This is a genomic window from Flavobacterium sp. LHD-85 (assembly GCF_030929595.1).
Taxonomy (GTDB): Bacteria; Bacteroidota; Bacteroidia; order Flavobacteriales; family Flavobacteriaceae; genus Flavobacterium.
Genome location: NZ_JAVFVR010000001.1, coordinates 876,797 through 889,070, shown reverse-complemented (window position 1 = coordinate 889,070; position 12,274 = coordinate 876,797). Strand labels below are relative to the sequence as shown.

Annotated in this window: 12 protein-coding genes; 3 read left to right on the top strand and 9 right to left on the bottom strand. The window is 34.3% G+C overall.

Annotation, left to right across the window (positions count from 1 at the left end; translation table 11 throughout):
* Positions 1-78 precede the first annotated feature (78 nt).
* Positions 79-738 carry a hypothetical protein gene (locus RB618_RS03810; RefSeq protein WP_308067548.1) on the top strand — a complete coding sequence of 220 codons (660 nt, stop codon included), beginning with the start codon at positions 79-81 and terminating at the stop codon, positions 736-738.
* A 157-nt stretch (positions 739-895) separates the two neighbouring features.
* Here RB618_RS03810 and RB618_RS03805 read toward each other — a convergent pair whose 3' ends face one another.
* Positions 896-1,210 carry an HPF/RaiA family ribosome-associated protein gene (locus tag RB618_RS03805; protein WP_308067547.1) on the bottom strand — a complete coding sequence of 105 codons (315 nt, stop codon included), beginning with the start codon at positions 1,208-1,210 and terminating at the stop codon, positions 896-898.
* A 204-nt stretch (positions 1,211-1,414) separates the two neighbouring features.
* Between RB618_RS03805 and RB618_RS03800 the strand changes: the two genes are divergently transcribed.
* Positions 1,415-1,648, top strand: a complete 234-nt coding sequence (locus tag RB618_RS03800) for a hypothetical protein (RefSeq protein ID WP_308067546.1) — start codon at positions 1,415-1,417, stop codon at positions 1,646-1,648.
* A 72-nt stretch (positions 1,649-1,720) separates the two neighbouring features.
* Here the strand turns inward: RB618_RS03800 and RB618_RS03795 are convergent, their stop codons facing one another.
* The 4 genes from RB618_RS03795 to RB618_RS03780 form a co-directional block, all read right to left on the bottom strand.
* Entirely contained in the window at positions 1,721-2,884 is a 1,164-nt protein-coding gene (locus tag RB618_RS03795) for a type II restriction endonuclease (protein ID WP_308067545.1), read from the bottom strand.
* Complete coding sequence (gene dcm, locus RB618_RS03790) at positions 2,868-4,088, bottom strand: DNA (cytosine-5-)-methyltransferase (RefSeq protein ID WP_308067544.1); 1,221 nt, start codon at positions 4,086-4,088, stop codon at positions 2,868-2,870. The genes RB618_RS03795 and dcm overlap by 17 nt, the downstream gene beginning before the upstream one ends.
* Positions 4,085-4,306 (bottom strand): helix-turn-helix domain-containing protein, encoded by a 222-nt coding sequence (locus RB618_RS03785; RefSeq protein ID WP_263523988.1) that lies wholly within the window; start codon positions 4,304-4,306, stop codon positions 4,085-4,087. Before RB618_RS03785 ends, dcm begins: the two co-directional genes overlap by 4 nt.
* Before the next feature lie 117 nt (positions 4,307-4,423).
* Positions 4,424-6,895 carry an AsmA family protein gene (locus RB618_RS03780; RefSeq protein ID WP_308067543.1) on the bottom strand — a complete coding sequence of 824 codons (2,472 nt, stop codon included), beginning with the start codon at positions 6,893-6,895 and terminating at the stop codon, positions 4,424-4,426.
* Positions 6,896-7,125: 230 nt separating this feature from the next.
* On the opposite strand from RB618_RS03780, the gene trxA reads away from it, so the two are divergent.
* The gene (gene trxA / locus RB618_RS03775) at positions 7,126-7,443 is read left to right on the top strand and encodes a thioredoxin (protein WP_012023423.1); all 318 of its coding nucleotides are present in this window, start codon (positions 7,126-7,128) and stop codon (positions 7,441-7,443) included.
* A 235-nt stretch (positions 7,444-7,678) separates the two neighbouring features.
* Here trxA and RB618_RS03770 read toward each other — a convergent pair whose 3' ends face one another.
* From RB618_RS03770 to RB618_RS03755, 4 genes are read right to left on the bottom strand one after another with little or no spacing between them, the layout of a single operon-like run.
* A complete protein-coding gene (locus tag RB618_RS03770) occupies positions 7,679-8,902 on the bottom strand; it encodes a hypothetical protein (protein ID WP_308067542.1) in 1,224 nt (407 codons plus the stop codon).
* Between the two features lie 50 nt (positions 8,903-8,952).
* Positions 8,953-11,160 carry a TonB-dependent receptor domain-containing protein gene (locus tag RB618_RS03765; RefSeq protein ID WP_308067541.1) on the bottom strand — a complete coding sequence of 736 codons (2,208 nt, stop codon included), beginning with the start codon at positions 11,158-11,160 and terminating at the stop codon, positions 8,953-8,955.
* A gap of 10 nt (positions 11,161-11,170) precedes the next feature.
* Positions 11,171-11,641 carry a DUF4625 domain-containing protein gene (locus RB618_RS03760; RefSeq protein ID WP_308067540.1) on the bottom strand — a complete coding sequence of 157 codons (471 nt, stop codon included), beginning with the start codon at positions 11,639-11,641 and terminating at the stop codon, positions 11,171-11,173.
* Between the two features lie 4 nt (positions 11,642-11,645).
* The gene (locus RB618_RS03755; RefSeq protein WP_308067539.1) at positions 11,646-12,068 is read right to left on the bottom strand and encodes a DUF4625 domain-containing protein; all 423 of its coding nucleotides are present in this window, start codon (positions 12,066-12,068) and stop codon (positions 11,646-11,648) included.
* Positions 12,069-12,274: the final 206 nt, after the last annotated feature.

The window sequence follows — 12,274 nt, the reverse complement described above, 5'->3', positions numbered from 1 at the left end:
ATTATCATTAACATTACTCATGTGATTTAATCTCTCAAAAAACCACTATATTTGATTCATCAATAAAAATACCCAGTCATGAAGGCAAAAATACTTCTAAGCTCAATAGCTGTTACTTCTTTACTTTTTGTTTCTTGTAAAAAGGAATTAGAACCGCAGGCAAGTACAGCATCTTCAGAATTAGTAAGATTAGGACTTGCAAAAGATACCACAAAACCTGCTGCGCCAGTGGTGCAAGCACCTGCAACAAACCCAAATACAGTTTTAAGCGATACAAAAGGAATCAATCCTGCTCACGGACAGCCAGGGCACCGTTGCGATATTGCGGTTGGAGCGCCTTTAAATTCTGCACCAACGCAGCAAGTACAAGCAACTCAAGGACAAACCGTTCAGGTAAATCCGAATCAGGCGAAAATGGTAACGACTACAACAACTACGCCTGTTAAAGTGGCAAAAGGAATGAATCCGCCACACGGACAGCCGGGCCATAGATGTGATATTGCGGTTGGGGCTCCTTTAAATTCTCCTGTTGCAAAAACAACTACGACAACTACAAATACTGATCAAAGCGGAACTGTTACCAAAAACTTTACGGTTACTCCACCAGCATCAAACCCAGTTCCAGCTTTGTTAAGCACAGAAGGCAATGAAGCAACAGTAGCAGACGGAATGAATCCGCCACACGGAAAACCAGGTCACCGTTGCGATATTGCAGTTGGCGCGCCTCTACCTAAATAAGATAAACCATATAAGTTATATAAGAGAATTTAAGTTTTTCACTTATTATGAACCATAAAAAAAGCGAAGCACTAAAAGTGCTTCGCTTTTTTTGTGAAATAAGTTTTTAACTAAACTTAAAATGAACTTATATCACTTATATGGTTTAAAAATAATATTAATGCGCTTTAATTTTTTCGAAAGAGCTCGTCAATGTTTTTTTAGCTTTGGCCAATGCACCGCTAAAAGCTTTTTCAAGTGTTTCAGCGTGTTCTGTAACAGTGATTGGCTGTAATTTTACGGGACGAACTTCAATCACACATTTTTTGTCATGCAGACTAAACTTTTCTCCATTCTCGTCTCCAAAGTGAACTTCTACACGAGTAATTTTATCTTGAAAACGATCTAAGCTTTTCTCTATTTCTCCAGAAAAATAACTTTCTAATCTTGCACTTCCTTCAATGTTTTTGTCGGTGTTGATTTGTACTTTCATAACAAATAAAATTTAATGATTCATTCTCAAACTTATCGATTTTAAAGATAAAAGACAAGTAGGTTAAGGAAATATTATGAAATTTTAAATTGATTTATTTTTCAATTTTGTAATTCCGATTATGGACTAAAAATTGCCTAATAGGATAAGGGAAAAACTTGTTTGTTGGTTTTATGGGTATGTAGTTTTAAACTCTCAGGCTTAATGAGTATAAACATCCTTTCCAAAGAAACAGAGTTGAGGTTAACTGAATTCTTCAACAATTCAATTTATTCCAAAAGTATGGCAAAAACCATTAGGCAAGTAAATTTCCTAATTGCGTTAAATGCAATACGAGAAGATGGATTTATGAAAACCGAAACCGTAAATATTGAAGATGGTTTCTATTGGTTAAATGAATTAGCAGAAATTCTTGATCCTTATTTGGTGATTGAGTAAGAAATGAGAAAAAGCCACGAAAGTGGCTTTTTTTAGTATAGGTTTTTAATATATGTTCAAAACTATATTTAATCACATTTGCGTTTTCTTTACATGATGAACGAAATTTTCAAGAGTTAAAATTTTATCTCGGAATTCAATAGGGAAATTTTTGAGAAAAGGTTCTGGAACAACAAGACATACATCATATTTATACATTTCTTGCAGTTGATTTTTAGAAATTCCTTGCTGAAGAGTAAATAAATGTTTTGTTTTTATTTTATCAGCTTCATTAAGAATTTGTCTCCATCTATCTTTACATGTTGTTTTTGATGCTAAAGAGATTAATTTATTGTTGTCAAAGAGAGGGTTATGATATGAGTCTGAGCCAGGAAAAAGAAAATCAGGTTTTTTGTTGTCCTCAGTAATTGATTGACTTGAGTATTGAAGTTCAAAACAATTAAAAATTTCAGAAAGATGATGTTCTAACGATTTTCCTGCTCTGCTTTTACGTCTATTTAATATTGTATTGGCAGAGGTTATTAAATCTTCTACAGATGCAAATGGGGATTTAAGTATGCTACTATATCGATCATTTTCTATAGTTTTAAATAATTTAAACTCAGTTTCAAGCCAATTTAATATTTCTTGATCAGGATTTTTTTGAATTATATTTTTAGCTTTACTAAAAGAATTTATGTAACAGTTTCTAGCTGTAGTTGCTAGATCGATTGTTGGTGGAAAATCTTGTTTTAAAGTCAATAAAAAATGATGAAAACATTTTAGTAATTTATCTTCAGGTTTTTCATCAAATTGTTTTGGTATAATTGCATTTGTTTGTGTTGATGAAATATTTACTGCTGCAAAAAAATCATCTATATCCTCACTCGATTGTAAAATATAACCTTCAAAATATTCCTTCGTCTTTTTAGTTAATATAAATAAATCACCTACGTTGTCTTCTTCTCTAAAGGGAAACTTTTTACCAAATCCTGTTAGTCTTAATTCTCCTTTGGACTTGTAATATGTAAAAGTTGCTGATGTTTCAAAATCATCTTGCCATTTTATTTTTGCATTATGTTTTATAATGTGTGCATCTGGTTTTTTGTCAAGAAATAAAGACCAAGCAGAAACACCAATTAAATAACCGCTTTGGTGGGATTTTGTTGCTTTGGTATCATTTGCTGAAAGAAATTTACAAAATGCAACTTCAGATGTTTGAACAGCTTCTATTGCTTTATTAAGAATGTTTTCCATTAATTATTTCTATTTCTTTAATTAAACATTCTCCAACCGCTTGCATTAAGGGCGAAACAACAGAGTTCCCAAATTGTTTATACGCTTGATTATCTGATACAGGTATTATGAAATTGTCAGGAAATCCTTGAAGTCTTGCACACTCTCGAGGTACTAATCTTCTTGGATTTTTGCCTTTCTGAGGAATTAGTATTTCTGCTCCATCTTTGTAATATCTAGCACTCATGGTTCTAGAAATTCCGTTTAAATCAGCTAAACCAAATCCAAAACCATTTCCTTTGGCTTTATGTTTTTTTGCATATTCTTGAAGGTAATTCCAAAGCTTGTCTGACAATGTGTATTTAGGGTCTACATTTGGTAAAAGAATATCTTTTAATGCAAATTTTGCTTCAGTCATTTCAGGGAATTTGAAATTCTCTTTTCCTTCAAAATATTCGTTATCAAAACCAACAATAATAATTCTTTCCCTATGTTGTGGGACAAAATACTTACCATCTAAAACTTTATAGTAAATGGTATAATTTAATTCCTCTAATGTTTTTTTGATGACTTTAAAAGTATTTCCTTTATCGTGAGATACCAAGTTTTTAACATTTTCTAACATAAAAGTTTTTGGTCTTTTATGTCTAAGAATTCTAGCAATATCAAAAAATAAAGTTCCTTGAGTTTCGTCTAAAAAACCATGATTTCTGCCTAATGCATTCTTTTTTGAAACGCCAGCAATAGAAAAGGGTTGACATGGAAATCCTGCAAGTAAAACATCGTGATCAGGAATTTCTGTTTCATTAATTTGAGTTATATCTCCAAATGGTACTTTACCAAAATTTGCTTCATAAGTTTTTTTTGAATAAGTGTCCCATTCACTTGTAAATACACACTTGCCTCCCAGATTTTGATAAGCAAGTCTTATTCCTCCAATACCAGCAAATAAATCAATAAATTTAAATTTAGGTTCTTCTGGAGAAGGAAAAGGGATGTCCCATTTTATGGGTAAATAATATTGGAAGTTTGGCTCTTCTAAAATATTTAATTTTTCATGTATCGTTGTAAGATATTCTTCAGCATCATTTTTGAAATATTCCGAAACACCATTTTTATGATTTTGTAGATAATGAGTAAATTTAGCTAAACCATTATCTGTTTTTTTGTCAACATCAATTTGAAGTTTTTGCCTGATTTCTGAATATTTTTTTACTTTCTTCATTTTTTAAAACCCTTATCATTAAAAAAAGCCCCAAAATCAGTATCGAGAGCTGTTATTATTTTTTCTATTATTTCTATGGAGACATTTCGTTGACCTTTTTCAATATCTGAGATGTAATTTCTATCAACGTTGGAAATATTGGCTAAATACTCGATTGAGTATCCTTTTTGTTCTCGAAGTTCTTTGACTTTGAATCCGAATTTTTCTTTGATATTCATAGTTTATAAAAGTAGTTTTGTGCGTACAATTGACCTGCGTACAATTGGCCTCAAAAATATTTAGTTTTCAACTTAATATTAACCATGAAATACGAAATTTTATAAAATGAATTTTTATCACCCTTTATCCTTCTTCCCCCACTTAACCTTCATTTTTCCTTCATTATCATAAGCAATCAAATGTAGGACAATACCGCGTTCGCGAACGGCTTTTCGTTCTTCTTTGGTGGCGAGTTTGGCGTCGTTTTTAGAGTTTCTTAGCGGAACTGTGAGGGCGAGATTGGTGCCTCGGCCGAAAGAATAAACGCCTTCTGCATCAAGGTTGAGAACGCTCGAACTTATAGTCAATTTATGGATATCGATTTGCTCGCCACGCAAATTAAGCGAACCCGCTAAATCGCTGAAAGTAATATTCTCGACATCACGAAACGGAAAAGCAAATTTGCCTACTTTCATAATTGGTTCAAAATTGATTAAAGCACCTTGATTGACATTAAAATCTAGTTTTCCTTTCATAGAATTGACAATCAGATCGCCTGTATTGCTCATTAAACCCGCAACATTAGCATTGCTGGTTAATCGTCCGCGAATGTTTTTGGGACTGAAAGATTTGATTCCGAAATTGTTGAAAGACCTTAAGAAACTTGCAATATCTACACGGTTTACCTGCGCGTTCGAAGTAAAGACATAACGATTTCCGCTTGGCTCAACAGAACCGCTAAAGTTTATGCTTCCGCCAGAAGTCTGCAGCGTTCCGTTTTTGAGCAGGATCTTAGAATTTAGCATCTGGATTGTGGCCCGAGTGTTGGTTGCGGTTAGCGATCCGTAGGTGATGTTATCGGCTTTGAGATTAATTACAGCAGCACATTTTTCTATTACTGATCGTAACTGATTCGTAAAATTGACATTCTTTTTCACTGGTTTTTTCTCTACCACTTTTTGTTTTGGAGAATTTTGCAGAACGCCTAAAAACTGTTTCACATCAATATTTGGACAATAAATATTCCAGTTTACGACCATTTTTTCGGGTGCATCGTAATAGAGATTCAAGAAATTATCAATTTTTCCGTCAATGCGAATAATGTTCTTTTTGTGTTTATAGGCTATTTTTTTAATGTAAAGCGCTTCTTGCGTAAAGGACAATTGTACTGCCGTTTTTTCGGCATGAATTCTTTTTGGAAGATAATCGAATGTAGCATCAGCAATATCAACATCACCTGTAAATTTTGGTTTATTGATGTACAAATCGACAATATCAAACTGAAATTTCAAATTGGCTTTGGCATGACCACTTTCAAAATGAATAATTTTTTCATTCATCAGTCCGTTGAGTTTCGAAATATCAAAGTCAGAATTTACAACTCCTGTGGCAATCGGTTTTTCGAGATTATTAATAACTGCCTGCGCAATTGTTAACGGAATGCTTTCGTATTCGGCTTTAAAATGGGTAAGAATAATAGCAGAGTTTGGATCGCTGGATTCTTTTTCGGGTTTAAAAGTGTTAGTGAAAATTCCTTTGAAACTGCAATTGGTAAATAAACCGTCAGGAATGCTCACTTCGTTATCACGAATGTCTGCCTGCACCACAATTTTAGGATCGCCTTCTACATTCAAATCGCCTTTTATATCGCAGTTTACCTTAATTGGTTTTTTGATGTCGAATTGGTTAAGTTTCGAACTGATGTTTGCCGATAATAAATTGGACGCATTTCGCCATAAAATATCCGTTCCGATATTGATTCCGAAATGCGAATTGCTTTTTCCGATATTAAAGAAAGCGATAATATCAAAAACATCGGAACCAATTTTAAGTCCTTTGGTTTTAATATCTATTTTCTGATTGGCTTCGGCATACGAAATATCAAAATTGCCTTCCAGAACTTTCTCCTTAGCAAAACTTCCGTGAATAGTATTAAAAGCTAGACTATTAATTTTAGTTTTCAAATACAGATTCGTCTGCCAGTTGTCATCGCCATAATTTACTTTAGATTCTAAACTCGCCACATCAAAATCAAACAATTTATGTCCCAGATGATTATCAATAATAACATGAACTTTGTTGAGGTTCACTTCGTCAATTGTCGTTTCGGGTTTTTCTTTATCGGTTTTTGGCTTCTTCTTTTTAGGTTTAAAAATATTGGCGTTAGAATAACCGTTTTCGGCTTTATAAATATAAATATCGGCGTCGTTGATTAAGATTTTATGAATGTTGATTTCGTGCTGCAGCAAACTAAAAATGTTCAAACGCGCTTCGATTTCTTTTGCTCTCAGCAAAGTATGTTTGTGGCTTTGCCATTGATTGTCTTTTATTTCGACATCATTAAGCGCCAATGTAAAGTTTGGGAAACCAGTTAGAAATTTATAATGAAAATCGCCAATATGAAACTTGCCATTTATATTTTCGTTGATTTTGGTATTGACTTTGGCGATAATTTCGGCTTTATTTCGGTTAAAATATATCGACAAACCTCCGCAGGCGAGCAAAAGTATTGCAATTAAGCCCAAGATAAAATATCCAAAACGTTTGGCATATTTTTTAAAAGAATCAGATTGCAGAAAAGATTTGGTTTTGGATAAAGCTTCTTTCATAGTAGCTGAATTTTGAATGTATTAAAGATACTACAAAAAACATTAACTTTTTATTGGTTTGATTTTCAGGTAAATAAATTGTAATTTTAAAGTTATCTAGCTTATAATTAATGATAATACATTTATAACGAAAACTAATTTAGTAATGGTGTTTGATTTATTTTAAATTTTTAAATTTGTACTGTAGTTTGAAAGTTAATATTTCAGACGTAATTTAATCTTAATATATTATGGCATTAGCAATAACAGATGCTACTTTTGATGAAGTAGTTTTAAAATCAGATAAACCAGTAATGGTAGATTTTTGGGCAGCATGGTGTGGTCCTTGTAGAATGGTTGGTCCAATCATTGACCAATTAAGCGATGAGTACGCTGGTAAAGTTGTGGTTGGTAAAGTAGATGTAGATGCTAACCAAGAATTTGCTGCAAAATATGGTGTGCGCAACATACCAACCGTTTTGGTGTTTCATAACGGTGAAGTAGTAGGAAAACAAGTAGGAGTAGCTCCGAAACAAACCTACGCAGATAGTTTAGACGCTTTATTGTAATCTTAGATTACGATTAATATAAAAAAGGTCCGACGAAAGTTGGACCTTTTTTATTTTGATGTGCTGAGCTTTTTTAAACACATAGAAACATAGATTTTATGCTTATAAAAGAGTTTAGAGAAAACTAGTTTTTACACATAGCTATGTGGTTTTAAATAAGTGAAACGCCTCTACGCTCAAAGATAAGCTATGTTTCTATGTGTTAGAATAATTGAAAAAGTTACTTTAAAATCAATTAGTGGCTGTGGGTTTCGCTGTTTTCATAACCCAAAACCGTAATCATATAAGGCGTACTAGAAACCTTAGTCTTTTTGATTGCCAATGTAGTAAGGTTAACTTGTACTAATTCTCCAGTTGATGGCGAAGTAATGTAAGCAAAACGGTCTGTAACTGCCATTTGAGGTTTTAATGTAGCATCTGTAGCTGTTTCTGTTGTTGCTTTAGTTTCTTTTACAGGTTGTAAACTGCTGATGTCATAAAGTTTAAACTCTCCAGAATGCAATAAAACAGCCAGTTTTTTACGATCGTAACTTGTTTTACATTGCATAATGGTTGTGTTCGCAATAATTGGTTTTACTGTACCAGCAACAACATCAATTAAATAAGCACCTTTTGCAGCAGTGTATCCAATGAATTTTCCTGCCGAAGCTGTTTCTAAAATACTTCCGAACCAAGCCGTTCCAAAATCTGCTGGATGATCGATTAGTTTTTGGTTTCCGTTACTTTCTACAACCAAAATTCCGCTTGACGAACCAAAAACTGCATAAACGCCATCTGAAGCATTTCCGTGAATTCCTTTTGTTTGAATTTTAGCATCAAAAAGTGTTTTTCCGGTATTGTCAATAATTTTTACTTTTTCAGGAAGCGTTCCCGTAACCGAATTGTCTTTTACCGTAATGGCATAAGTTCCGTTTGTAAAAGTCGCCATTGCACCGTGATGCGCTAATAAACCTGCGTTTATCGTTTTGAATGTTGCACCAGCTTTGTTTACATCTGCTTCTTTACCAACAGAAAGTGTTCCGTCGCCGTCATTAAAAGTTAAGATTTCTCCAATTTTACTTTTAAAATGCGTTGGTTTTAATGCGCTTGTCGCTAAAACTCCAAATTTCGGAACATCATCAACATCAATGTGATCGCCGTGCAATTCTAATCCGCTGTCGAAAGTTTCTACAAAATTATTGTCTCTGTGAACAATTCCTGCATAACGTCCAGATTCTGTTGTGTACAAAGAGGCTTTAGCAAACTTTGCCGTAAAAGAACTGATTTTATCTTCATGCGGATCAAAAAGCGTTAGCGCTGTAGTTTTTTCGTCAGAAAGTAAAACTCTAACAAAAGTGTGTTCTTCTGAAGTGTCTTGATCGTGATCGTGATCGTCATGGTTGTCATCGTCGTTGCTGCACGAAATGGCAAAAAGCGACAAAGCGAATAAAAAAAGCAGTTTGTAAAAATTGTTTTTCATTGTAATAAAGGATTTAAAATTTGTAAATAATTGAGTTTTGAATGGTTTGCTTATCGCGAAATCGAAAACGGAATCTTCATAGAAACAATAATGTTCCGTCCCGCTTCTGGAAGTTCGATAAGTCGGTAAAAGCTGGTGTGATTTAAATATCTTGTACTAAATAAATTTTGGATCTGAATATTGAGGCTGATATCCTGTTTTCCTGTTTTAATTTTTGAACCAAAAGCCACATTAAAAACATGACTTTCAGCCGTTTTTTTCTCAGGCGGAACGATATTATTTTGTTCTGCTGTAAAGCGATAATCAACAGAAAAATATGGTTCTTTTAAAAAAGGGATTTGAGGTTCATAATTCAATCCAAACAAAACAGAAGGCGGCGGAGAAAACGGAAGTGTATAGCCTTTTTTACTTCCTGATTTTTGTTCCGAATAAAGATATTCGGCGCCAATTTCTGCACTTAAAGATTTTAGGAAATAATAGCGAGTCTGCAATTCTGCGCCATAACGAAAGACTTTACTTTGTTCATATTCAAAAACTTGATTTCCTGCGCCATAATAAATATCATGAGCTGAAGTTGGATTCAGATAAATGAAATTCGGAAAATAGTTCACAAACGGAGTCAGTTGAAAAGACCAGTTTTGCTGATTCCATTCCATTCCCAAATCCAATTGATACGAACGTTCTGCATCCAGATTCGGATTTCCTTTTTCGAATCGGAAATAATGATAATTTACACCGTTTGAAGCCAGTTCCTTGGCAATTGGCATTCTAAAACTAGAACCCAAATTGGCCTTCAGCGAAAGCTTTCCAGGATTATAATTGGCTCCAATCGACCACGTAAAACTGTCAAAGTTTTTAGTCAAATCCTGAGAACGCTGTAAATATTCCAATTCCGTTTGATTGTTTTCTGAAACTGGACTTTGAAACCAATCGTAATACGATTTCATTTTGATTTTTCCGTAATCGTAACGAATAGCGCCGTTTAAAAACCATTTTTCGTTCAGTTCAATTTTATCGTAAGCAAATAAACCAGCATTGAATTGAGTGAAAGCAGGAATTAAAAAACTCCATCCGCCAATTTCATTTTGCTGAAAAATTACATTCGAACCAACCGTAATTTGATGGTTATTCATTCTGAATTCATCTTTAGCAGAAAACGACCAGACATCTTTATCATATTGGCGTTCCAAATCCTGCGGTGCATACATGTCTTGAGGATAAATAGGTGGCATATAACCATGATTTACATAATGGCTATATTCTCTTCTAAAGTTATTCTGAAAACCAATCTGAGTTTCAAAAGCATGATTTCCCAACTGAAAAGAAGTCGTATTGCTAACTTTTAAATGATTGACTTGCTGATAAGGCATCAAAATATCACGGCTCGATTTGTCGTGCAATTCTAGATCTACATTTCGAGGTTCGAGTCCATGCGCATTCGCGAAGAATCCGCTTTTGGTGTGCACATTGCTGAAATAGAAAACCGATTTAAAATGTTCTCCAGAATATCCTGTACTCAAATGAAAATCAAGTTCTTTCCCAGCCGTATTTCGCAAATGATTTTTATATAACGGAACAGCATAACTGTACACATGAACCACATCGGTCGGAACACGATAATCGCCGTAATCCATTGTGGTAACACGCGAATCAAAGAACCAGTTTTTGTTTCTTCCAAATAAATTAATAGAACTTCCAAATTGCGCATTATTGCTTTTTCCAGTAAGGTCAACACTTCCGCCAAAAGTATTTTGCAACGGAAGAGGCAAGGGTTTAATATTTATCGCACCGCCCACAGCATCAGATCCGTAAATAAATGAAGAAGGACCTTTTATAATTTCTACCCGATTTACAGCATATTGATCGATTTCCAAGCCATGATCTGCGCCCCATTGCTGGCCTTCGTGTTTCAAGCCGTTTTCAACCACAATAACCTGATTGAAACTCAAACCACGAATAAGCGGTTTAGAACCTCCAGAACCAATAGAAATAGTTTTAACGCCAGGTAATTTCTGCAAAGACTGCATCAGACTTCCGCCAAGATTACGCTGAATGAAACTATTGTTTACCGTTTCAACATTTAGCGATTCTTCTTTTTTGCTTTTTTGAACAGAATTGTTGCTGATTAAAACTTCGTCAAGTTCCTTGATTTCTGGTTTCTTTTCTGAAGGCTGATTTTGAGAAATAGCTTCTGTTGTAATTAATAAACTGATGAGTAAAAAACAAAATTTCCAATAAATGGATAGGGCATTCTTCATTAATCTGATCTTATAAAATTTTAATACTTAAACCTTTCAGCGTCTGCCAGCCTTCTTTATCCGTCAAGCGAATCATAAAATGGTAATCTCCAGGATCAACATCTGCAGGAATGGTGATTTGTGCTGTTGCTTCATAACTTTTTACTCCGTTTGGAATGGTGTAATTGTTTATAAAAAGCATTGGTTTTACAGGACTTTTTACAGCTTCGGTTTCGCAGGTGTTAACTTCCGTGCTATGCGTATGATGATCGAAATTGTGGTGAATGTCTAAGCTGTAAGAACCCAAAGCGACATTATCATTAAAAGTGGCTTTAAATGTGAAGGTTTTTCCGCGTTCGATCGTGCTGCATTGAATCGGAAAAGCATTTGCTCCAGTACTATCAATTACGGGATATTCGCTGTCGATTTCGGCTTTGTCGCTGGAGCAGGATGAAATAAAAGTAAGAGCCAAAATGCCCATTAAAAGCTTTAATTTTTTCATGTTTTTAATTTATAATGGTTAAGTTTTTCTTCACTTCTAGCTTGTTTCCGTTTTGATCGTTTACTATAATGATGAAGTCGTATTTCCCTGCTACAGCATCTTCTGGAATATCAAAATGTTTGTGAACCGTCGCGTTTTTTGCGCCCGCATATTGCGTCCACGTAATTTCGTGCGACCAGACTTTCGAGTATGTTTCGGTACTTTTTTGTAGAATTTTTACTTGTACATTTTCGATTTTATCAGCAGCAGTTACTTCTGCATTAAAATGGAAATCTGCGCCAGTAGTTGCTGTTTCGCTATTGTTAAGACCTAATTCGATTTTGTCAACAGTTGGAATTGCCTGTTTTTCTTCTGAATCGTCATTACTGCAGCTTGTAAAAGCAACTGCCGCAAAGAGCGAAGCCAGAATGAGTTTTGTTGTTTTCATTTTTTCTGATTTGATTTTGATCATTTTATAAAGGGTATTTGGGTTATACAGGAAGCCTATTGCAGAGTTTATAAGTCCCAGAGGGACAAAATATTGGTAGAAATATATTTGTCATTTTTGGGTAAGTCCCAGCGGGACGAAATATTTGTAAAAAAGAATTTATGACCTATGCAAAAGCCTCAGCGAGGCGACATATATCTTTTCTC

What these genes read in the sequence shown, in the direction of transcription:
- RB618_RS03810 (WP_308067548.1), top strand. Translation starts at nt 79, where the DNA reads ATGAAGGCAAAAATACTTCTAAGCTCAATAGCTGTTACTTCTTTACTT.
- RB618_RS03805 (WP_308067547.1), bottom strand. Translation starts at nt 1,210, where the DNA reads ATGAAAGTACAAATCAACACCGACAAAAACATTGAAGGAAGTGCAAGA.
- RB618_RS03800 (WP_308067546.1), top strand. Translation starts at nt 1,415, where the DNA reads ATGAGTATAAACATCCTTTCCAAAGAAACAGAGTTGAGGTTAACTGAA.
- RB618_RS03795 (WP_308067545.1), bottom strand. Translation starts at nt 2,884, where the DNA reads ATGGAAAACATTCTTAATAAAGCAATAGAAGCTGTTCAAACATCTGAA.
- dcm (WP_308067544.1), bottom strand. Translation starts at nt 4,088, where the DNA reads ATGAAGAAAGTAAAAAAATATTCAGAAATCAGGCAAAAACTTCAAATT.
- RB618_RS03785 (WP_263523988.1), bottom strand. Translation starts at nt 4,306, where the DNA reads ATGAATATCAAAGAAAAATTCGGATTCAAAGTCAAAGAACTTCGAGAA.
- RB618_RS03780 (WP_308067543.1), bottom strand. Translation starts at nt 6,895, where the DNA reads ATGAAAGAAGCTTTATCCAAAACCAAATCTTTTCTGCAATCTGATTCT.
- trxA (WP_012023423.1), top strand. Translation starts at nt 7,126, where the DNA reads ATGGCATTAGCAATAACAGATGCTACTTTTGATGAAGTAGTTTTAAAA.
- RB618_RS03770 (WP_308067542.1), bottom strand. Translation starts at nt 8,902, where the DNA reads ATGAAAAACAATTTTTACAAACTGCTTTTTTTATTCGCTTTGTCGCTT.
- RB618_RS03765 (WP_308067541.1), bottom strand. Translation starts at nt 11,160, where the DNA reads ATGAAGAATGCCCTATCCATTTATTGGAAATTTTGTTTTTTACTCATC.
- RB618_RS03760 (WP_308067540.1), bottom strand. Translation starts at nt 11,641, where the DNA reads ATGAAAAAATTAAAGCTTTTAATGGGCATTTTGGCTCTTACTTTTATT.
- RB618_RS03755 (WP_308067539.1), bottom strand. Translation starts at nt 12,068, where the DNA reads ATGAAAACAACAAAACTCATTCTGGCTTCGCTCTTTGCGGCAGTTGCT.